5 protein-coding genes are annotated in these 25234 nt (G+C 50.6%); all 5 read left to right on the top strand.

From position 1 onward, the window contains the following. Window positions 1–59 precede the first annotated feature (59 nt). From OL444_RS23050 to OL444_RS23030, 5 genes are read left to right on the top strand one after another with little or no spacing between them, the layout of a single operon-like run. Complete coding sequence (locus OL444_RS23050) at window positions 60–6716, top strand: non-ribosomal peptide synthetase (protein ID WP_264729484.1); 6657 nt, start codon at window positions 60–62, stop codon at window positions 6714–6716. Continuing rightward, window positions 6706–9759, top strand: a complete 3054-nt coding sequence (locus OL444_RS23045; RefSeq protein WP_264729485.1) for a type I polyketide synthase — start codon at window positions 6706–6708, stop codon at window positions 9757–9759. The genes OL444_RS23050 and OL444_RS23045 overlap by 11 nt, the downstream gene beginning before the upstream one ends. Next, complete coding sequence (locus OL444_RS23040; protein WP_264729486.1) at window positions 9756–20531, top strand: non-ribosomal peptide synthetase; 10776 nt, start codon at window positions 9756–9758, stop codon at window positions 20529–20531. The genes OL444_RS23045 and OL444_RS23040 overlap by 4 nt, the downstream gene beginning before the upstream one ends. Then, entirely contained in the window at window positions 20528–23914 is a 3387-nt protein-coding gene (locus OL444_RS23035) for a non-ribosomal peptide synthetase (RefSeq protein WP_264729487.1), read from the top strand. The genes OL444_RS23040 and OL444_RS23035 overlap by 4 nt, the downstream gene beginning before the upstream one ends. Beyond that, the gene (locus tag OL444_RS23030; RefSeq protein WP_264729488.1) at window positions 23911–25221 is read left to right on the top strand and encodes an aminotransferase-like domain-containing protein; all 1311 of its coding nucleotides are present in this window, start codon (window positions 23911–23913) and stop codon (window positions 25219–25221) included. The genes OL444_RS23035 and OL444_RS23030 overlap by 4 nt, the downstream gene beginning before the upstream one ends. Window positions 25222–25234: the final 13 nt, after the last annotated feature.

Genomic DNA, 25234 nt, shown 5'->3' with positions numbered 1-25234 from the left:
AGACAATAAAGGTAGTACACCAATACCTTTCCTGTGTTTTTTAAATTATTTATCCAGGTATGAAAGACGTTTTATCCATACTGTCATCACTTAAGTCTAAAGGCCTCGCCATTGACATGGATGACACAGGCCTCAATATCCGCTTAAATGGTCCTTTAAGCGCGCTGACTGCATCCGACAAAGCACAGCTCAAAGACCACAAAGCCGCTATTCTCGATTTTATTAAGGCAGAGCGGAAAAAGAAACAGCAACAGGCCGCCGGCAATATTCCCCGTATTGCAGATCAGCCGTTGTATGTGTTGTCTAATGCGCAGCGCCGCCTGTGGGTACTCAGCCAGTTTGAAGAGGGCAGTGTGGCCTATAATATTCCGGGCATCCATGTGTTTGAAGGAACACTGGATAATGTGGCGTTGGAAACAGCCTTCAACCGGCTGTTACAACGGCATGAAAGTCTCCGCACCATCTTCCGGCAGGATGAAGCCGGCGTGGTATGGCAACAGGTATTGCCGGCGGATGCCACCGGATTTTATGTAGAACACCAGGATCTGCAGGGAGTGCCGGAAACGGAACAGCCATTGAAAGCCCTGTTGCAGGACTTTTGCATCCGGCCCTTTGACCTGGCAACAGGTCCGCTGATCCGTGTGGTGGTATACCGCATCGCGCCGCAGAAATGGGTGTGCTGTTATGTATTGCATCACATTGTCAGCGATGGCTGGTCGATGGGTATTTTACTGCAGGAATTATTGCAGTATTATGCGGCACACATCGCCGGTGAAGCATTTCCGCTGGCGCCACTGGCTATCCAGTACCGGGATTACGCCGCCTGGCAGCAGGGATTGCTGGCAGGAGACGCCTTACAGGCACACAAAGCCTACTGGCTGGAGCAGTTCAGCGGCAGTTTGCCCGTGCTGGACCTGCCCCTGGATTTTCCACGCAGCGCCATCAAAACCTATAACGGCGGATTGGTGACCCATACCATTGCGCCCGACATCAGTCAGGGGCTGCACCAGCTTTGCCGCGAACAGGGCGCTACCTTGTTTATGGGACTGCTGGCTGTACTCAACAGTTTATTACATCGTTATACCCAACAGGAAGATATTATTATCGGCACCCCGATTGCCGGGCGTGAACAGGCCGAACTGGAAGACCAGATTGGTTTGTACCTGAATACCCTCGCGCTGAGAACACAGTTCAGCGGAGACGATACTTTCCTGCAGCTGCTACAGCAGATCCGGCAGGTTACCCTGGCAGCCTACGATCATCAGGCCTACCCGTTTGATGAACTCGTTGAGGCGTTGCCGTTACAACGGGAGATGAGCCGCAGCGCCTTGTTTGATGTGATGCTGATTCTGCAGAACCATGCCGCAGGCCAGGCGCCCGATCCGGCGCAGACAGGCGGACTGCAGGTAAGCGGCTATAATGGCATGGAGCACCTGTCCAGCAAATTTGATCTCTCTTTCAATTTCCTGGAAACGACCAATGGTACGTTACAGATGGCGATTGAATATAACCGGGACCTGTTTGGTGAAAGCACGATTGCCCGCATTGCCACCTGCTTTACGCAGTTGCTGACAGTGGCAGTACACCAGCCGGATACGGCAGTGAACCGGCTGCCTGTGTTGAGTGAAGCCACCATACAACAGTTACTGACCAGCTATAATGATACCGCTGCCGACTTTCCGGCCGATCGTTCCATTGTTTCCCTGTTTGAAGAACAGGTACAGGCAACGCCGGACAAGACAGCGCTTATCTTTGAAAATATACAACTTACCTACCGGGAGCTGAATGAACAGGCAAACCGCCTGGCGCGGTTCCTGCAAACCACTTATGGCGTGCAACCTGGCATGCTGGTAGGCATCCAGTGTGCCCGCAGCGAATGGCAGGTGATTACCGTATTAGGTATCCTGAAAGCCGGTGGCGCCTATGTGCCGGTAGATATGGCCTATCCGGCGCAACGCATCGCCCATATTGTGGCCGACAGCCAATGTAAGGTACTGGTGAATGAAGAAGTACTGGCAGCCTTTAAAGCGGTCAGCCACGCCTATACGCCGGACAACCTGCAGGTGGATATCGCCGCAGACCAGCTGGCCTACGTGATGTATACCTCTGGTTCCACCGGACAGCCCAAAGGCGTGATGGTGGAGCAACGCAGCGTGGTACGTTTGGTGAAAGGCGCCAACTACTACCGCTTCACCGGCGACGAAATATGGCTGGCTACATCCGCCGCCGCTTTTGACGTAACAACGCTCGAGTACTGGGGCGCCTTGCTGCATGGCGGCAAGCTGGTACTCTGCACACAGGATGTACTGCTGGACACTACCCAGCTGGCAGCAGTGCTGCAGGAACAGCAGATCAGCATCGTCTGGTTTACGGCCGGCTGGCTGCATCAGCTGATTGAAGAAGACCTGGAAATGTTCCGTGGTCTGAAAACCATCCTGGCCGGTGGCGATAAATTATCGCCCGATCATATCAACGCCTTGCATGCCCGTTATCCGGAGCTGGAAATCATCAACGGATACGGCCCTACAGAAAATACAACGTTCTCTTTAACCTACCGGATTACCAGTGCGCTGAGCGATATTCCTATCGGGAAACCGGTCAGCAACAGCACCGTGTATATCCTCGATCCGTTGCAGCAGTTATCGCTGCCGGGCGCCATCGGAGAAATCTGTGTAGGCGGATATGGCTTATCGCAGGGATACCTGAATAATCCCGCGCTGACGGCGGAAAAGTTTGTCGCCAATCCGCTGGTGCCAGGTACGCTGATGTATAAAACCGGTGACCTGGGTCGCTGGCTGCCGGATGGCAATATTGCCTTTGCCGGCCGGAAAGATGACCAGGTAAAGATCCGCGGATTCCGAATTGAACCGGGAGAAATTGAAAATACCTTACTGGCCTATCCGCCGGTGGAAGCGGCTATTGTGGTCGTACGCACCGATGCCGCCGGAGAAAAGCAGCTGGTCGCCTATGTAACAGGCAAGGAACAATTGGATATTACCGCACTGCGGGCCGCGCTGGGACAAACCCTGCCTGCCTATATGATACCGGCTTACTTTATGCAGCTGGAGCAGCTGCCCCTGACGCCCAACGGTAAAACAGACCGGCACAATCTGCCGGACCCGGTAGGTACAGCCGTACTTTCTGCGGTTACCTATATCGCGCCGCGGAACGCCACAGAACAACAGCTGGCCGCTATCTGGACAGAAGTCCTGAGCAGAACAGACATCGGCGTAAAAGACAACTTCTTCGACCTGGGAGGCCACAGTTTGAAAGCCACCCGGTTGGCCGGCCGGATCTATCAGGCGTTTGAAGTGAAATTAGCCCTGAAAGAGCTGTTTATTAACCCGGTGCTGGAGCAGCAGGCAGCCCTGATCAGTAAGAGCCTTAAAACGGCTTATATCGCTATTCCGCAGGCACAGGAGCAGACGTATTATCCATTGGCATCAGCACAGCAACGGTTGTTTTTCCTACAGGAGCTTACGCCAGACAGCCTGGCTTACAATATGCCCATGATACATTATCTGGGCCACACCATTGACAGGCCGCGCATGAGAACTGCGCTGCAACGGCTGGTAGCCCGCCATGAAAGCTTCCGTACGGCTTTCGTGTATGTAGAGGGCGCCCTGATGCAACAGGTGCATCCGGAAGTACCCGTGGTACTGGAAGAATATAGCTGTGTGCAGGCAGATTTCGAAGCCTGCATGAATGCCTTCATCCGCCCGTTTGCACTGAACACGGCGCCTTTATTACGGGCGGCCATTGTGCACGTGAAAGAGCTGGGGTATGTATGGATAGCAGACCTGCACCATGTGATTTCAGATGGTACTTCCCATCAGATACTGATGGATGATTTCCTGCAGTTATACCAGGGTATTGAGCTGCCGCCTTTACGCCTGCAGTACCGCGACTTCGCCCTGTGGCAGCGCGACCGGCTGGAAAACGGCGCACAGGAAACGCAGCTGGCCTACTGGAAATCCAGACTGGCAGGCGGTATTCCCAAACTGAATTTCCCTACGGATTATGCCCGTCCGGCTGCCTTTACCTATGAAGGAGATACCCATGTGTTTACCATCCCGGCGGCGCTTACCGCGAAGATCCGGGAGTTTGGCCGGCAACAGCAGGGTACCCTGCAAATGACCTTGCTGGCAGCACTGAATATACTTTTGTACAAATATACCGGCCAGGATGACGTATTGATTGGCTGCCCGATTGCCAACCGGCACCATGCCGATCTGGACAAGATCGTAGGCATGTTTATGAATACGTTGATCATGCGTACCTCCATAGATGGAGAGCAACCATTTACCGACTATTACCGACAGCTGGTGGCCGACAGCATTACCGCCTATGAACACCAGGACGTACAGTTTGAAGAACTGGTAGACCACCTGCGGGTAGAACGCGATCCATCGCGCAACCCGGTGTTTGATGTGGTGATGATGGTACAGAATTTTGCGACCGGTGCGATTGATGGTTCCGCCTTGCTGGGCGCAGATACCGCTGCTTTGGATAAACTGGCCTGGGGTGGCCTGAAAGTCAGCAAGTTTGATATGTCGTGGCTGGTGGCAGAATGGGAAACGGAAATAGAAATACACCTGGTATACTATTCCGCGATCTTCCATCCGGATACTATCCGCCGCCTGAGCGGCCATTTCCTGCAGATACTGGAAGTGGTACTGGCGCAGCCGCAGATTGCCCTGTCGCGTATCAATATGGTGACGGCGGCAGAAGAACAACAGTTACTAACCAGCTTCGTGCAGGGCGCACACCTGGAATACGTACATCCGTGTACGTTACACGAACTGTTTGAGAAAAAATATCAACAGCAGCCGGACGCGATTGCCGTTATCGATAATGGCATTACGCTCACCTACCGGCAACTGAATGAACAGGCGAATCAGCTGGCGCGTTTCTTACTGGAAGAAACCGGCCTGCAACGGGAAGACCGCGTAGGCGTGCTGATGACCCGTTGTAAAGAACTGATCATCTCTTTTGTAGGCATCCTGAAAGCCGGTGGGGTATATGTACCCATGGACCGTAATTCACCGGAAGACCGCCTGCATTACGTAACCCTGGATGCCGGACTGCATACGCTGCTGACCATAGAAAGCTTGCTGCCGGTTAGTCTCCGACTGCAGGAACGCAGCGATATCCTGGGGCATGTGGTATGTATGAATAAGGAAGTGGCGGATATTACCAGCACAGTTCCTGCCGGTAAAAAACGCTATGACCTGCGTCACCTGCGTGCAACAGATCCCGGCCCGTTGGCGTTGCAGGTAAGCCGCGACAACCTGGCCTATATCATTTATACCTCCGGTTCTACCGGGCAGCCTAAAGGCGTGATGATTGAACACGGCGCGATTGTCAATCTGTTTGAGGCCAGCATGCACCTTTTCCATTCCGAAAATGGCGGGGTCGTGCCTTTACTGGCATCCAACGTATTTGACCTGTCGGTGTATGAATGTATTTATCCGTTGATATCCGGTGGTACTGCCGTTATGCCGGACGAAGACCGGATGAAGGATGTGGCGTGGATAGCAGAAAAAGTCAAAGAGGTAAACATGCTGCATGCAGTACCGGTATTGATGCAGCAGGTAGTCAACTATATTCAGGCCGCCGGCACACACCAGGATTATCTGGGCGTGGAATATGCCTTCGCAGGCGGGGAGCCGGTAACAGAACACCTGTTGCGCGGCGTCCGGGAAGTATTCCCGAATGTGAAAACATGCGGGTTGTATGGTCCTACGGAAAGTACCCTTTTCATTACGCACAATATACACACCTACAAGGATGTGTATTTAAGCGGCGGTTCTTCTATCGGTATTCCCAACCCCAATACCCGTATCTATATTGTGGATGATCACCTGCAATTATTGCCTGTGGGCGTGGTAGGCGAACTGTGTGTAGGCGGGCCGATACTGGCAAGAGGTTACCTGAATAAACCCGAATTGACAGCGGAGAAATTTATTCCGGATCCTTTTGTGCCGGGAGAACGTATCTATAAAACCGGAGACCTGGCTAAATGGCTGCCCGATGGTAGTCTTGTTTTCCTGGGCCGGAAAGATCTGCAGGTGAAAGTGCGTGGTTACCGGATAGAAACCGGCGAAATAGAAAGCCATTTACTGCGTCATCCGGATATCTGGGAAGCGGTGGTGATGGCCAAGCCCAATAAAATGGGAGAGTTGGAATTAGTAGCTTATATTGTAGGGAATTCCACGTTGAATACATCATTGTTGCGGGCATATTTAGGGAATGTTTTGCCAGCTTATATGGTTCCAGATTATTATGTGCTGCTACCTGTTTTACCGTTATCCCCAAATGGAAAAGTAGACAGGAAGCGGTTACCAGACCCCGAAGGCATGAGCATGGAAACAGGTGTGGAGTATGTAGCCCCCAAAAATGAAACGGAAGAGCAGCTGGTATCCATCTGGAAAGAAATACTGGGCGATAAGAAAATCGGTGTGAATGATAATTTCTTTGACCTGGGTGGAAATTCGTTGAAAATAGTACGGATGGTGGAACTGATGAACAAGCAGTTTAATAAAAAAATACCTGTTGTTGTAGCCTTCAGGTTCCCCAATATCAGTGCGCTAGCTAACCATTTATTTACAGATGAAACTGTCGCTGTTGCAGCCTTGGACGAGGGTATAGGCGCTGCTGTTGACGTTATGGACCAAACACTTCACTTATTAAATCACCACACGCATGAAAAATAATCAAAAGTACACAGGATTAGAAATCGCCATTATAGGAGTGGCATGCCGTTTACCGGGTGCCGGTAACTGGCGGGAATACTGGAATAATTTAGTGAACGGAACCTCCTCCATTCAGGTTTTAACCGATCAGGAATTGCTGGCAGCAGGTGTGGATGAAAAAACCATCCGGCAGCCCAATTTTGTAAAAGCAAAAGCTTCCCTGAAAGGAAAAGAACTGTTTGATGCGGCCTTCTTTGATTATCTCCCCGGAGAAGCCCGGTTAATGAATCCGGTACACCGTATTTTTCATGAATGTGTATGGGAAGCGTTGGAAGATGCCGGTTACAATCCGGAACAGATGAATGAGCTGATCAGCCTGTACGCCGGCGCCGGAGATGATCTCAACTGGCGTATCAGTGCCCTGCAGCAAAACCAGCAACAGGATATCGATAATTTTACGCTGGATCTCATCAGCAGCAAAGAGCACCTGACTACCCTCATCTCTTATAAATTAAACCTCAAAGGGCCTTCCCTTTTTGTCAATACCGCCTGTTCCACTTCTTTGACAGCAGTGAACATGGCCTGTAAGAGTTTACTCCTCGGCGAAGCCAACATGGCTTTGGCCGGCGGTGTTACCATCGGTACCCAGCAACGTGATGGTTACCTGCACCAGGAAGGCATGATCTTCTCTTCCGATGGTCATTGCCGCGCATTCGACAAAGATGCCAGCGGTACCGTGAACAGTGAAGGCGCTGGTGTGGTGCTGTTAAAAAGACTGAGCGATGCCCTCAATGATGGCGACCAGATATATGCTGTGATCAAAGGCACTGCTCTCAATAATGACGGCAACCGGAAAGTAGGGTATACTGCCCCGAGCGTGGAAGGCCAGGCTGCCTGTATCCGCACGGCGCACAAGTTCGCCCGCGTAGAACCGGATTCCATCAGCTATATTGAAACACATGGTACCGGTACCCGCCTGGGAGATCCGATCGAAATAGAAGCACTCAACATCGCCTTTAACCGGAACAAAGCGCATCGCTGTGCCATTGGTTCGGTGAAAAGTAACATCGGCCACTCCGATAATACGGCAGGTATTGCCGGCCTGATTAAAGCCGCGCTGTCCCTGAAATATAAAACCATTCCACCCAGCCTGGATTATAAAACACCCAATCCCGGTATCGACTTTGAGAACGGACCGTTTTATGTGAATACCTCCCTGCAATCCTGGGAACGCAGCGGAGATGCACCGTTACGCGCGGGTGTCAGCTCTTTTGGTATCGGTGGCACCAATGCCCACGCCATTCTGGAAGAAGCGCCGGAAGCCGATCCGGGAGATGCCGGCCGGCCGTATAAATTACTCACCCTGTCTGCCCGGACAGAAGCGGCATTGGGCCGGTATGCCGACCTGCTGAAAAATTTCCTGCAACAGGAGCCTGCAACAGATCCTGCCAACCTGGCCTATACGCTGCAGGCAGGCCGGAAGCACTTTACCTACCGTAAAGCAGTGCTCTATAAAGATACCGAAGAACTCCTGGCATTACTGGAATCCGGTAAGCTGAAAGAACAGGTTACCAAAAGCAAAGACAACGCAAATGCAGTCGTATTCCTGTTTTCCGGACAAGGTTCGCAATACGCCGGCATGGGCAAAGACCTGTACGAGGCTGAACCGGTATTCCGCGAATACCTGGATAAAGGTTTTGCCATCGTGCAAACCCTGACAGGTGAAGACTTTAAAAATATTGTATTCAACGATACTACTGGCCGCATCAATGAAACCAAATTTGCGCAGCCGGTGATCTTCCTGCTGGAATATGCACTGGCCCAGCTGTTGTTGTCCTGGGGTATTGTACCGCAGCAGATGATCGGACACAGTATAGGCGAGTACGTAGCCGCCTGTATCAGCGGTATTTTCTCTTTTGAAGATGCCCTGAAAATAGTGGTACAACGCGGTGCGCTGATGAACAGCCTGCCGGGTGGCACTATGTTGAGTGTGCCCCTGAAAGAAGAAGAAGCCCGCATCTACCTGGATGAAAACATTTTCCTGGCTGCCGTGAATGGCCCGGAACAAGTCGTGTTCTCCGGTGAAACGCCTGCTATTGAAGCCTTGAAAGCCCGGTTGGATGAGGCGGATATTTCTCATATCACGCTCCATACTTCCCATGCATTCCATTCCGGTATGCAGGATCCTATCCTCGAAGCTTTCCGGGAAGTGCTGGCCTCCGTGACTTTCGGAAAAATGCAGTTGCCGTTTATCTCCAATTTAACCGGTAAGGAAATTACCGCTGCAGAAGCGACTACGCCTGCCTATTGGGTACGCCACCTGCGGGAAACCGTTCGTTTTTCCGATGGCGTAAAAACATTGCTGGCCCTGAAAGAAGACTGGACTTTCCTGGAAGTAGGAGCGGGACAGTCGCTCGTGGCGCTGCTGAAACAACAGCCCGCCCGCGTACGCCCGGTAGCCTTCAACCTCTTACGTCCGGCTAAGGAAAAAGAAAACGATCTGAAATACCTGACCGTACGTATCGGCCAGCTGTGGCAACAGGGCCTGACCTTCGACTGGAAAGGTTACTACCGCTTCGAAAAAAGAAACCGTATCTCTTTACCTACCTATGCTTTTGAAAAAGTAAGTTATCCTGCGGAAGTAAATCCGTTTGATAATGACCTGGTAAGAGAACTCTATGCCCTGGATCCGCAGCCCCAGCAAGCGGCAGCAGCGCAGGTGGAAGAACAACCGGTAGTGCCGGTGAAAAGAGCCGAACGGCCTGATTTACCGACCAGCTATATACCACCTGCTACCAATGCGGAAGAACGGCTCAAAGGTATTTTTGAACGCTTCTTTGGTATAGATGATATCGGCGTGGAAGATGACTTTTTTGAACTGGGAGGAGATTCCCTCAAAGGAATGGTGCTGCTGAAAAGGATCAAAAATGAATTTAATGTGGAGTTATCGTTAAAAGATTTCTTCGGCATGCAAACGATCCGGCAGATAGGCGCCAACATCGATGAACTCAATTTGTTGCCTGTGAGCGAGCAGGTTATCACCAGAAAGACTATTACAATATGAGCATAGCAAACTTATTAAAACGGCTGAAAGAAAATAATATCGGCGTAGCATTGGCGGGTACTGACCTGGAAATAAATTTTGAAGGAGAACTGTTACCCGATCCGTTGTTGCAGGAAATCAGAAGCAATAAAAAAGAACTCATCGATTTCCTGAGTACTTCTTCTGCGATGATAGAAGCAGACGGTATACCGGTAGCACCGGTACTGGACGGCTATGTGTTGTCTTCTCCTCAGCGCCGTTCCTGGATCGCCAGTCAGTTCGACGAAAGTAACACTACCTATAACATGCCCGGCGTATACATCTTTGATGGTCCGCTGAAAAAAGATGCGCTGGAAGTAGCTTTCCAGACGGTGATTGAACGACACGAAAGTTTACGTACCATCTTTAAGGAAGATGAAAACGATGTGTTGAAACAATTCGTACAGCCGGCATCATCTGTGGCATTTAAAATCGACTACCGGGATTTTCGGGCAGTAGAAAAATCAGAAGAGAAAATCAGGGCGCTGGTAACGGAAGAAATTCTGAAACCCTTCGACCTGGTAACCGGTCCGATTATCCGCGCCAACCTGTATCAGGTAGAGGAGTCCAAATATGTATTCATGTATGTGACCCACCATATCATTGCAGATGGCTGGTCCATGGGCGTGCTGTTCAAAGAACTGCTGGCGGTATATAATGCCTACATACAAGGTGCGCCGAATCCTTTACAGCCGCTGCGTATCCACTACAAAGACTACGCACACTGGCAACAGGCGCATATCCGTACAGAAATCTTTAAAACCCACAGGGAGTACTGGCTGAAACAATTCGAAGGAGAGTTACCACTGCTGGAACTGCCGGCAGATAAACCCCGGCCGCTGGTTAAATCCTATCGCGCCGGTTCGGTAACCCGCTTCCTGGATGCGCGTCAAACCAAAGCCATTAAAGCGCTTTGCCGCAGCAATGGCGGTACCTTGTTCATGGGCTTATTGTCCATCATGAAGACATTGCTGTACCGCTATACCAACCAGACAGACCTGATTGTGGGGTTTCCGATTGCCAGCAGGGACTATGTGGAACTGGAAGAACAGGTAGGTTTCTATGTAAATACGCTGGCATTAAGATCTACGTTCAACGGATCTGATACCTTCAAGCAACTGTTTAAAAACATCAAACAGGTTACCCTGAATGCATTTGAACACCAGCAATATCCTTTTGATGAACTGGTGGATGAACTGCAGGTACATAGAGATACCGGCCGTAACCTGATGATCGATGCGATGGTGATCCTGCAGAAAACAGAGATCTATGCAGATGCACAGGAACTGAACTTCGGAGATGTAGCTGTGGAACTGTATGAAGGCGGCGAGAATCCGTTCACCCCATTTGACGTACTGTTCAACTTCAATGACCTCGGAGATGAAATCAAGATGCGGATTGAATACAATACCGACATCTTCTTTGAAAGCACTGCCGTGCGCATGGCCGGCCATTATCTCCAGATTCTGGAAGTACTGCTGACTGGCGTGGATATTCCGCTTAATCAGATACCATTACTGAATGAAGCCGAACAGCAGGAGGTATTGCAGTCCTTTAACAACCTGCAGGTAAATACACCGCAACCACCAGCGCCAGCACCGGTAGCAGCAAAAAAACAACTGGACTTCGGCCTCTTTTATTTTGGAAATGAAGAAGAAGGGACTGATAAATACACCCTGTTATTTGAAGGCGCTAAATATGCCGATGCTCATGGTTATACGGCTGTCTGGACACCGGAGCGCCACTTCAACCGTTTTGGCGGACCATACCCCAATCCGGCTGTGTTGGGCGCTGCATTAGCCGCCATCACCAAAAATATTGCTATCCGCGCGGGCAGTGTGGTGATTCCTTTGCACTCTCCTTTGCGGGTTGCAGAAGAATGGTCCATTGTAGATAATATTTCCGGTGGCCGCGTAGGTATTGCCTGCGCTTCCGGCTGGAATGTGAGCGACTTCGTGTTGTCGCCAGGTAATCATAAACACCGGCACCAGCATATGTACGACGGGCTGGATGCCATCAAGAAACTTTGGCGGGGAGAAGCCGTATCCTTTAAAGATGGTAACGGAGATCTTTCCCCCACACAGATTTATCCTAAACCGGTACAGAAAGAATTATCGCTCTGGATTTCTTCTGCCGGCCGTATAGAAACATTTATTGCTGCCGGTAAAATGGGAGCGGGTATCCTCACCAATATGCTGAATGGTACCCTCGAAGATGTAGCCGTAAAAATCAACGCATACCGGCAGGCTTATAAAGAGAACGGCCACGAACCGGGCAAAGACAGGGTGGTGCTGATGCTCCACGCTTATCTTGGCGAGGACCTGGAAGCCACCTATGCGAAAGCGAAGGCGCCTTTCATCAGTTACCTCAGCGGCTCACTGGACCTCGCGAAAAATTTTGCGGCCAGTGCAGCACCGGATCTGGCAACCGAACAATTTACGCCTGATGATCTGCAGGACATGCTGGAGTATTCCTATCACCGTTATGTGACTACCGCCAGCCTGGTAGGTACCAAAGCTTCCTGTCATGAAATACTGCATAAGGTAAGTGAGATCGGGGTAGATGAAATCGCCTGTCTGATCGACTTTGGTATCGATATACCTGCTGCGATGAAGAGCCTCGACCTGCTGACAGAACTGCGGGATGAATTCAATGCAGGGGCCGCACCTGCTGCGCCGGCACCAGCCCAGGTAGCAGCACCGGTAATACCAGCACCAGCGGTGGTTCCGGTAGCAGATACCTTCGATCGTACGCTGACGGTAATCGACCTGTTTGAACAACAGGTGACTAAAACACCGGATCACATCGCCGTGATCTCCGGAAAAAGAAAACTGACCTATCTCCAGTTACATGAACGTTCCAACCAGCTGGCCCACTACCTGCGGCAAACCTATCAGGTGCAGCCGAATGACCTGATCGGTATTCAGCTGGAACGTAATGAGTGGATGATAGTTGCCATATTGGGTGTATTAAAAAGCGGCGCCGCCTATGTGCCCATCGATCCGGAATATCCGCAGGAACGTATCAGCTATATGATAGCAGACAGCGGATGTAAAGTACTGATCGATGACGCCGAACTGGCCACCTTCCGCGGTGAAGCCGATCAGTATCCGTGGGATAATCCGGCATCACATAGCGGACCGGATAACCTGGCATATGTCATCTATACTTCCGGTTCTACCGGCAAGCCTAAAGGGGTGACGGTGCCACATGGCAACCTGCATCACTTTATTGATCATGTGATCGGGCATTTAACGCAGCACGAACCGGTAGTAGTACCGTTCATTGCTTCGTATGCCTTCGATATCTCCCTGCTGCAGCTGTTTACACCGCTGTTATCGGGAGGTACCAGCGTGGTCGTAGACAAAGAACAACTGCAGGATATGCACCGCTTTGCGGAAATCCTGAAAACGGTCGACTTTATTGATGCCGTTCCAGGTGTATTCAACCTGTTGATCAATCATATTCAGGATAATAACCTGACCGGCAGTTACGGTCATATCAAACGGATTTTTGTTGGTGGAGATGCCGTGCCGGATAGTTTGCTGTATAACCTGTCGCAGGTATTCCCGGCGGCCAGTATCGGCATTTCCTACGGCCCTACAGAAGGTACCATCTTCTGTACGCATTTATCGCATCCGGCAGGTACCATTACCCCGGCAACGCGTGGTGCGGTGTTGGGACGTGCTATCAGCCGTGCAGAAATATATATCCTGAATGAAGCATTGGTACTGGCGCCCTTGAGTGTAACCGGTGAAATCTGCATCGGTGGCCCGGGTGTAGCCAGTGGTTACCTGAACCAACCAGAACTGACGGCCGACCGTTTTGTAGACAACCCTTTCCGGCCAGGAGAAAAAATGTACCGCACCGGTGACCTGGGTAAATGGATCGTCGATGGTCAGGTAGAGTTCATGGGTCGTAAAGATGCCCAGATTAAAATAAGAGGTTACCGTATTGAGCTGGGTGAAATTGAAAGCTCCCTCGAACGGCACGAAGAGATTGAAGCGGCAGTAGTGATTGCAAAAGCTAACCGCGACGGAGAAAAAGAACTGATTGCCTATGTAGTGGGTGAGGAGTCGCTGGATACCGCCGCATTAAGGGATTACCTTGGCGAGCGCCTGCCGGTATATATGCTGCCGGCTTATTTCATCCGGCTGGATGCCTTACCATTAACACCGAATGGTAAAGTAGACCGGAAAGGTCTGCCGGATCCGGATAGCATTGGTATCACTTCCGATGTGGAATATGTAGCGCCGCGTACTGAGATAGAAACAACCCTGGTGCGAATATGGCAGGACATTCTCCGTAAAGAGAAAGTAGGGGTGAAGGATGACTTCTTCCACCTGGGTGGTCATAGCTTAAAAGCCACCCGCCTGGCCAGCCAGATCTATAAAGAACTGGGCGTGAAGCTCGCGATCAAAGACCTGTTTGCCAAAAATACACCGGAACAACAGGCCGAACTGGTACGTCTGGGACAACTGGGCCAGCACAGCTCTTATTTCGATATGCCGGCTGCCGGTGCACAGGAAAGCTATCCGCTTTCTTCTTCCCAACGCCGCTTATGGATATTGAGCCAGTTTGAGGATGGTAACGTAGCGTACAATATGCCAGGGGTATATGTATTCGGTGGTAAACTGGATATTCCGGCATTTGAACGGGCATTCATCAGCATGATGGAACGGCATGAAATTCTTCGTACCGTATTCCAGCTGGATGATGCCGGTGAAATCAGACAAATCATCAAACATCCGGAAGCTACCGGATTCCATATCCGGCAGCTGGATCTGCGGCAAACACCGGATCAGATCAATGCCCTGACAGAGCTGGTGAAAGCTTCTCACCTGAAAGCCTTCGACCTGGCAGCAGGACCACTGATCCGCGCAGACCTGTTCCGTATTGAAGATAATAAATGGGTATTCAACTATGTGATCCATCACATTCTCACAGATGGCTGGTCCATGGGTATCCTGATGCATGAACTGCTCCGGTATTACAATGCCCACCTGCGGAATGAAACGCTGGAATTACCGCCATTGCGCATACAATACAAAGACTATGCGGCCTGGCAGCAGGAACAGATCAAAGGAGAATGGCTGCATACCCATGAAGCTTACTGGCTGAAACAATTTGCCGGTGAACTGCCGGTATTTGAACTGCCGGGCAGCCATCCGCGTCCTCCTGTTAAAACCTATCGTGGCGGACGTTTGACCCGTTTCATCGATCCGAAGATAGGAGAGGCCATCGCAGCCCTCAACCAGGAAAACAGCAGCACCCTGTTTATGGCCCTGCAAGCCATCGTAGGTATTTTGCTGCACCGCTATACACAACAGGATGACCTGATCATTGGTAGTCCGATTGCCAGCAGGGAACATGCCGACCTGGAAGACCAGATTGGTTTCTACCTGAATACCCTGCCGCTGCGCCTTCGCTTTAACGGCGATATGAGCTACCGGCAGTTGCTGGCAGATGTCAGACAACTGACCCTCGATGGTTACGAACACCAGCTCTATCCGTTTGATGAACTGGTAGATAAACTGCAACTGAGAAGAGACATGAGCAGAAGCGCCATGTTTGATGTGATGATCATCCTGCAGAATACAGAAAACAAACTGCCTACTATCATACAGGAACTGGGTGAGCTGGAAGTAACGGCTTATGAAAATGATATGTATGTGTTGAGCATGTTTGACCTGTCTTTTGAATTTGGTGAAGCAGAAGCAGGCCTGAAACTGGATTTATCCTATAACGGAGATATCTATGAGCATGCGGTGATTGAACAGATGGCCGACCACCTGGAACAATTGATCACAGCCATTCTCGCCGCACCGGATCAGTCCATCGCACAACTGGACTTCCTCGGCAGCCGCGAAAAAGAACAACTGCAAGCCTTCAATCATACAACGGTAGCCTATCCGGCCAGCGAAACCATTACGGATCTGTTCACAGCCCAGGCAGCTGCTACACCGCACCAGACGGCACTCCTGTCTGATGACCGCAGCTTCACCTATCAGGAACTGGCACAGCAATCCAATCAGCTGGCAGCTTACTTACGGAAACAATATGCTATTCAACCCGGAGACCGCATCGGTATCAAAACCGGTAGGGATGAAGGTATGATCCTCGCGATACTCGGCGCCCTGAAATCCGGTGGTGCTTATGTACCGGTTGATCCGGCCTATCCGCAGGAAAGAATTGATTACATCCTGGCCGACAGCCAATGTAAAGTAGTGCTGGATGCAGCTGAACTGGCGCGTTTCCGTCAGGAAGCCGCACAGTACCCGGCAGATAACCTGGTAAAAGTGCATCAGCCGGAAGACCTGGCCTATGTGATCTATACCTCCGGTTCTACGGGTGCGCCCAAAGGCGTGATGATCACCCACGCCAATGCAGCCGCATTTATTCATTGGAGTATAGATGAATTCCAGGAAGATGTAGATGTAGTATTTGGCGTTACTTCCATGTGCTTCGACCTGTCGGTATTTGAAATATTCTATCCGCTGACAACCGGCAAACAACTGCGCTTGTTACCGGATGCTTTGTCTGTACCACAATACCTGCAAACAGATCAGCGGATATTGCTGAATACAGTACCAGGTGTAGTGAATGCCTTGCTGAAAGAGCAGACAGATCTGAGTGCAGTACGCGTATTGAATCTGGCCGGCGAGCCTATTCCGGCCAACTGCGTAGCAGCACTGGATTACCGGCATATGACGGTAAGAAACCTGTACGGCCCTACCGAAACCACTACCTATAGCACAGTATACCGTATCACCGGCAACGGACCGGTATTGATTGGTCGCCCGATCGCCAATACCCGGATCCACATCACCGGCGAAAACGGTCAGCTGCAACCTATCGGCGTACCGGGTGAAATCTGCATCAGCGGTGCAGGTGTGACCAATGGTTATTTACATCAGCCGGCGCTGACCGCAGAAAAATTTGTGGCAGATCCGTTTGATGCCGCTAAGAAAATGTACCGTACCGGTGACCTGGGCTACTGGCTGCCTGATGGCAATATCGCCTTGATAGGCCGTAAAGACAACCAGGTGAAAATACATGGTTACCGCATTGAAACCGGTGAAATTGAAAATACCCTCCTCAAACATCCGGCAATAACGGAAGCGGTAGTAGCAGTACCTGTGAACCGCGAAGGAGACAAAGAACTGATTGCCTACTTTACCGCCCGGGAAAGTATAACCCCGGTGGATATACGCGAATGGTTAGGACAACAGTTACCGGCGTTTATGGTTCCCCGTTATTATGTGCAGCTGGAGGCCTTGCCTTTACTGCCCAACGGTAAGACAGACCGTAAAAACCTGGTGCTGCCTGCCGACCTGGCTGCCTTGTCGGGAGTGGAATACATCGCGCCGCGCAATGAACAGGAAGCTGCCATGGTGGCTATCTGGCAGGAGTTGCTGGGTAAAGATAAGATCAGCGTAAAAGATAATTTCTTTGAACTGGGCGGTCATAGCTTAAAAGCCACCCGCCTGGCCAGCCAGATCTACAAAAAAATGGGCGTGAAGGTAGCTATCAAAGACCTCCTGGCTAAAAATACGCTGGAGCAATTGGTGACACTGGTACGCCAGGGCATACCAACCGCTTATATCAGCATTCCGGAAGCCGGTGCACAGGAAAGCTATCCGCTTTCTTCTTCCCAACGCCGCTTATGGATACTGAGCCAGTTTGAAGAAGGAAATATTGCCTATAATATGTCCGGTGTATATGTATTCGGTGGTAAACTGGATATCCCGGCATTGGAACAGGCTTTCCACAGCCTGGCGATCCGGCATGAAATTCTGCGCACAGTATTTAAAACAAACGAAGCGGGTGAGGTAAGACAATTTATCCAGGAACCGGAAGCGAACGGATTCAGTATCCATCAGGTAGACCTGCGGCAAACGCCGGATCAGGAAAATGCCCTGATTGAATTGGTAAAAGCATCGCAACTGCAGGCGTTTGATCTGGAAACAGGTCCATTGGTACGTGCAGAGTTATTCCGCATTGCCGATAATAAATGGGTATTCAACTATGTGATCCATCACATCCTCAGTGATGCCTGGTCTATGGGCATATTGATTCAGGAATTGTTCGGGTACTATAATGCACATCTGCGGAAAGAAAAACTGGCATTACCGCCATTGCGCATACAATACAAAGATTATGCGGTATGGCAGCAGGAGCAACTGGCAGGTAACTGGTTGCAAACGCACGAAGCATACTGGCTGAAACAGTTTGCCGGTGAACTGCCGGTATTTGAACTGCCAGGTAGTAATCCGCGTCCGCCGGTTAAAACCTATCGCAGTGGTAAAACGACCCGTTTTATCAGCAAAGAACTGATTAAAGGTATCAAAGCCTTGAACCAGCAACAGGGTAGTACCTTGTTTATGGCCCTGCAATCTGCGATTGGTATTTTATTACACCGCTATACACAACAGGAAGACCTGATCATTGGTAGTCCGATTGCCAACAGGGAACATGCGGATCTGGAAGACCAGATTGGTTTCTACCTCAATACCTTACCGCTGCGCCTCCGCATGAACGGTCATATGAGCTACCTGGAACTGCTGGCAGAAGTAAGACAACTTTCTCTCGACGGTTACGAACATCAACGCTATCCGTTTGATGAACTGGTAGACAAACTGCAGTTGAAACGGGATACGAGCAGAAGTGCCTTGTTTGATGTAATGGTCATCCTGCAGAACGCAGAAACCAATATATCCGCTGTCAAAAAACAACTGGGTGAGCTGGAAATAACCGGTTATGAAAATGAAGGTTATCACCTGAGTAAATTCGACCTGTCATTTGAATTCGGTGAAACCGAAGCAGGGCTTCGATTAGACCTGGTGTACAATGGTGATATCTACGAGAAAACAATTATCACACAGCTGCTGAATCACTTTGAACAATTGCTGACAGCGATTGTATCAGCACCGGAGCAACCCGTGGGGCAACTGGACTTCCTCAGTGGTAATGAAAGAGAAAGCCTGCTGCAGACCTTCAATAATACATCCGTGGTGTATCCTACAGGAGAAACCATCACGGACCTGTTCACAGCCCAGGCAGCTGCTACCCCGCATCAAACAGCATTGTTGTCTGATGACCGCAGCCTGACCTATCAGGAACTGGAACAACAATCCAATCAGCTGGCGGCTTACCTGCGTAAGCAGTATGCCATTCAGCCGGGAGACCTGATCGGTATTAAAACCGGCCGCCATGAAGGTATGGTCATCGCCATCCTGGGTGCGCTGAAATCCGGTGGTGCCTATGTACCGATTGATCCGGCCTATCCGCAGGAAAGAATTGATTACATCCTGGCCGACAGTCAGTGTAAAGTAGTGCTGGATGAGCTGGAACTGGAACGTTTCAGCAGAGAGGCAGCACAATATCCGGCAGATAGCCTGGCAAAAGTGCATCAGCCGGAAGACCTGGCCTATGTGATCTACACCTCTGGTTCTACGGGTACACCGAAAGGCGTGATGATTACCCACGCGAATGCAGCTGCGTTTATCCATTGGAGTATAGATGAATTCCAGGAAGTAATAGACGTAGTGTTCGGGGTGACTTCTATCAGCTTTGACCTGTCGGTGTTTGAAATATTCTATCCGCTGACTACCGGCAAACAATTGCGCCTGTTAACGGATGCCTTGTCTGTAACGCAATACCTGCAAACAGAGCAGCGGATATTGCTGAATACGGTGCCGAGTGTGGTGAATGCCTTGCTGAAAGAACAGACAGACCTGAGTGCCGTGCGTGTACTGAATATGGCTGGCGAGCCTATTCCGGCAGCGGTGGTGTCCGCGCTGAACTATGAGCAGATGACGGTGAGAAACCTGTATGGTCCGACCGAAACCACTACCTATAGCACAGTATACCGTATCACGGGCAACGGACCGGTATTGATTGGTCATCCGATCGCCAATACCAAAATCCGTATTACCGGCGAAAACGGCCAGCTGCAGCCGATCGGCGTACCGGGTGAAATCTGCATCAGCGGTGCAGGGGTGACCAAAGGTTACTTACACCAGCCAGCGCTGACCACAGAGAAATTTGTAGCAGATCCATTTGAAGCGGGTAAAAAAATGTACCGTACCGGCGACCTGGGCTACTGGCTGCCTGATGGCAATATCGCTTTGATAGGCCGTAAAGACAACCAGGTGAAAATACACGGTTACCGTATCGAAACCGGCGAGGTAGAGAATACCCTCCGTAAACATCCGGCCATCACCGGTGCGGTAGTGGTAACACACGCACAGCAGGAAGACGGAAAAGAACTGGTGGCTTATTTCACCGGCAAACAGAATCTCACTGCTACGGATATACGCGCCTGGTTATTGCAACACCTGCCGGCGTTTATGGTACCCCGTTATTATGTACAGCTGCAAACTTTGCCTTTACTGCCTAATGGTAAAACAGACCGTAAAAACCTGCCGTTGCCGGAAGGACTGGCGGTATTGGCCGGTGTGGAATATGTAGCGCCGCGCAATCCGTTGGAAGAAAAAATGGTAGCCGTATGGGAAGAGCTGCTGGCTAAGAAAAAAGTAGGTATCAAAGATAACTTCTTTGACCTCGGCGGACACAGTCTGAAAGTAATCCGGTTGTTAGCCCGGATCAGCAAAGACTATGGCGTGAAAATCAACATCCAGCACATCTTCACGGAACCGACGGTAGAGAATTTATGCGCACACCTGGCATTTATCATCGATCAGCGTGATCAAAAACAGCAAAGAGACGGATTTATAGAAATCGATCTATGAGAGAACTGTTAAATAAAATAAAAGAAAATCATATCCTGCTGGAGATTATAGACGGCAAGCTGAGAATGTTTGCTGATCAATCTGATATAGATCCGGCATTACTGGCAGAAATCAGAGAGCACAAAACAGCGCTCTTTGATTTCCTGTCCGGGAGTGCCGCAGGTATGGATCCTGATAAAATAGACATACCGGTAGCGCCGGAAGCAGACAGTTATCCACTGTCTGCTTCCCAGCGTATGCTGTGGATACTGGGACAGTATGAAGACAGCAACGTAGCGTATAATATGCCGGGCGTATACGTATTTGAAGGGGCGTTGGATCAGGCGGCTTTTGCAGGATCTTTTGATGCCCTGATTGCGCGGCATGAAAGTTTGCGGACCGTATTTGGGGTAGATGAAGAAGGAGAGATCCGGCAATACATCCGTTCGGCAGCAGCCAGTGGTTTCCGGATGGAGACCCGCGACCTGCGGTCGGCGGCGGATCCGGAAGCAGCAGCTATTGCGTTGGTACAGGCAGATTGCCAGGCGGCGTTTAACCTCGCCACCGGACCCTTGATCAGAGCCGGGTTGTACCAGGTAGCCGCACAGAAATGGGTGTTTGTATATGTGCTGCACCACATCATCACCGATGAGTGGTCCATGGGTATTCTCATCCGGGAACTGCTGCAGCTGTATAATGCCCGGCTCGAAGGCAGCGATGCCGCTTTACGGCCTTTACCCATACAGTACAAGGATTTCGCCGTATGGCAGCAGGGACAGACAGCTACTTTGCAGGCCGATAAAGCATACTGGTTATCACAGTTTGCCGGTACTATACCCGTACTGCAACTCAATGGCGACTTTCCACGTCCGGCCGTAAAAACCTACAACGGCGGATTTATCAGCAAGCCAATGCCGCCGAAGGTAGCCAAAGGCGTGCGGAATATGTGCCGGGAAGAAGGTGCCACCCTGTTCATGGGATTACTGGCATTGGTCAACCTCCTGTTGTACCGTTACTCCGGACAGGAAGATATCGTCATCGGCAGCCCGATTGCCGGCAGGGAACACGCCGACCTGGATGACCAGATCGGTTTTTACCTGAATACACTGGCGCTGCGGGCCCGGTTCAAGGGTACCGACACTTACCGGGAACTGTTGCGCACCGTGAAACAAGGCACGTTGCAAGGCTATGCACACCAGGGCTATCCTTTCGATGACCTGATTAATGCGTTGAACCTGCAACGGGATATCAGCCGAAGTCCTTTGTTTGATGTGATGCTGATTTTCCGGCATGTGGAGCTGGACAGCCGCGAAGCACAGCAGCTGGGCGACCTGAAAGTCAGCGCCTATGAGGCCGGCGAAGGGCAGCACAGTAAGTTCGACCTGTCGTTCGATTTTGTGGAGGCCGGTGGAGATATTCAGGTAGGCGTCCGGTATAACAGTGACATCTATACGAAGAATACGGCCCTGCAAATGGCCGATCACCTGATACAGTTGCTGGAAGCCATCATAGCAGCACCGGGTACTGCGATACAGGAACTCCCTTATCTCAGCGCCGCAGAAAAACAGCAACTGCTGGTGAAGTTCCGTGCTGATCAGGCATCAGATTTTACCAACGAAGAAACCTTTGTCAGCAAGTTTGCCACGCAGGCGGCCTATGCGCCGGAGCGCCTGGCACTCGTGTTTAAAGAACAACGTATCACCTACGGGGCACTGGAAAATCAGTCTAATCAGCTGATGAACCACCTGAAAAAACACTACCTGATTAAAACAGGCAGTTTAATCGGCATCATGCTCGATCGCTCCGCTGATATGATTGTAGCGATTCTGGCCGTGTTGAAACTGGGCAACGCCTATGTGCCTATAGATCCGGAATATCCGGATGAGCGGATCGACTTCCTGCTGAAAGATACCGGTATTACGCTGTTACTCACGCAAACCAGCTTTACGCCGCGACTGAAACAGTATAAGGGCGCTGTATACCTGCAGGATAAAAAAGAACATGCGGAAGCCGCCACTACACCAGCCCGTACACCGGCTGCCCGGCTGGACGACCTGGCCTATGTGATTTATACATCCGGTTCTACGGGTCAGCCGAAAGGCGTGATGATCAGTCACAGGGCACTGCTGGATTATATCTATGGGGTACTGAGTAATACGAATATAGAAGATTGTGAAACCTGCGGGTTGATTTCCACCATTGCTGCCGATCTGGGTAATACGGTTCTGTATCCCGCACTGATGACAGGCATCACGCTGCACATCTTTACCGCAGCAGCCGTGATCGAGTCGGAACAATTGCTGCGGGCCAATCTGGACGGCATCAAAATAGTGCCTTCGCACTGGAAAGCATTGCAAACAAACGGTCAGCTGTTTGCTCCCGCTAAGTGCCTGATCTTCGGTGGCGAACAACTGACGCCGGATATCCTGACCACGCTGAGGGAGCAGGGGAGTACCTGTAACGTATATAACCACTACGGTCCTTCTGAAGCCACGATTGGTAAACTCATTACAGCTATTGATGTACAACAGCCGCCGGTACCCATTCCGCTGGGCGCACCGTTTTGCCACGGCGCTGTATACGTATTGGATGCGTTGCGGCAGTTATGTCCGGTAGGGGTAACCGGTGAGATTTATATCAGTGGCAATGGCGTAGCCAATGGTTATTGGAATAACCCGGAACTGACGGCCACCCGGTTTGTGGAAGACCCGTTCCGGCCGGGAGAAAAAATGTACCGTACCGGCGACCTGGGTTACTGGCTGCCGGAAGGTAAGATCGTATTCGCCGGTCGTATAGATGACCAGGTAAAGATCCGGGGATACCGCATCGAACCAGGTGAGGTGACGGCGGCGCTGCGCCGCCATCCGGAAATAGAAGAAGCCGTGGTAGTACCTAAAAAAGATGCGCAGGGTAATCCGGAGCTGGTAGCCTACCTGGTCATGAAAACAGCACTAACTATATCGGCTACACGTAGTTTCCTGGCGCAGACTTTACCGGGTTATATGATACCGGCTCACTATGTGCCATTACCAGCCCTGCCCCTGACCGAAAATGGTAAGGTAGACCGTAACCGGCTGCCATTACCGGCCGGCCTGGGTATGAAAACAGCCACGCCTTACGTGGCGCCGCGTAATGAAACGGAAGAAAAGCTGGTAGCCTTGTGGCAGGAATTACTGGGCCAGGAAAAGATAGGGGTGGATGATAATTTCTTTGAACTGAGCGGACATAGCTTAAAAGCCATCCGGCTGACCAGCCAGATCAAAAAAGTATTTGATGTCAATATCAGTCTGCAGGTGTTGTTTAATTATCCGACGGTAGCAGGTATTGCCGGAGAAATTGAAAAAATCTACTGGGCCAATAATGAATTATTTGATACAGAAAACACCGAAAATTTTTCGATATGATAGTAGTACCACAGATCGCCGGTAAGGTGAACCCTTTATTGAAAAGTACGGGAGAAGATGTGATGGGTTTTCTGAATGAAATTCAGTTGAAATATCCGGAAGCCATCTCTTTTGCTTCCGGCCGGCCCAATGAGCATTACTTTGATATCCAGGAATTTTCCGCTTATTTTGATCACTACGTAGATACGATCGCGTTAGCCGGTAATAAAGACCGGAATGAAATTTTAGGCAGCCTGGGTCAATACAACCGTACAAAAGGAATCATCAATAAGGAAGTGGCGCAATACCTGCAAAAAGACGAAGGTATTACGGCAGATCCGGCCGATATCCTGATTACAGTGGGTACGCAGGAAGCGCTCAACCTGGCGGTGCTGACGCTTTGTGACCGGGAAAATGATGTGATCATCGTGGAAGATCCTACCTATGTGGGCATCACGCATTTTGCCCTCATTGCCGGTTATCCGCTGGAACCTGTACCAGTGAATGAATCGGGGATGTCGTTGCCGTTGCTGGAAGAAAAAATATTATCCTGCCGCCAGCAGGGCAAAAATGTAAAGCTGGTATATGTGATTGCAGATTACCAGAACCCGACCGGTAATGCCATGCCACCGGAGAACCGCCGCCGCCTGCTGGAACTGGCGGAGCAATATGATTTTTATATCCTGGAAGATAATGCCTACGGCGATTTTTCCTACCGGGAGAAAGAAAATATACCCATAAAAGCCATGGATGATAACAAGCGGGTAATTTACCTGCGGTCATTTTCCAAAACCCTGTACCCCTCTTTGCGACTGGCTGCGATGGTAGCCGATCAGCAATTGATGTACGAAGGCCAGGTGACCCGGTTGAGCGACCTGCTGGCTAAAACCAAAGGCTATACCACGGTGAATACCCCATCGCTGAATCAGGCTGTTTTCGGCGGCATGTTGTATAAACACCAGTATTCACTCAAAGCTGTGAACAAAGAAAAAATCAATGACCTCAAAGAAAAGTGCCAGCACCTGTTAACCGCTTTAGCAACGCAATTCCACGCCACTGCTTTTCCGGGTGCCCAGGACATCAGCTGGAACACGCCGGAAGGGGGCTTTTTCATTACTATCCGCCTGCCTTTCCGGATTACCAAAGCAGATGTGATCACCTGTGCAGAACAATACCGGGTGATCTTTACACCGATGTCATTCTTTTATCTGGGTGAAGGAGGAGACCAGGAGATCCGGCTCGCTTTCAGTAATGTTTCTCCCGCACAGATTCAAACAGGCATAGAACGCCTGGCCCAATATCTCGCAACCAAATCGCGTATGCATTAATCATCTTAAAAAA

The sequence above is a fragment of the Chitinophaga nivalis genome (assembly GCF_025989125.1).
GTDB lineage: Bacteria > Bacteroidota > Bacteroidia > Chitinophagales > Chitinophagaceae > Chitinophaga > Chitinophaga nivalis.
Note: the sequence above shows the minus strand (reverse complement) of the source record. Positions and strands in the feature narration are given on the sequence as shown.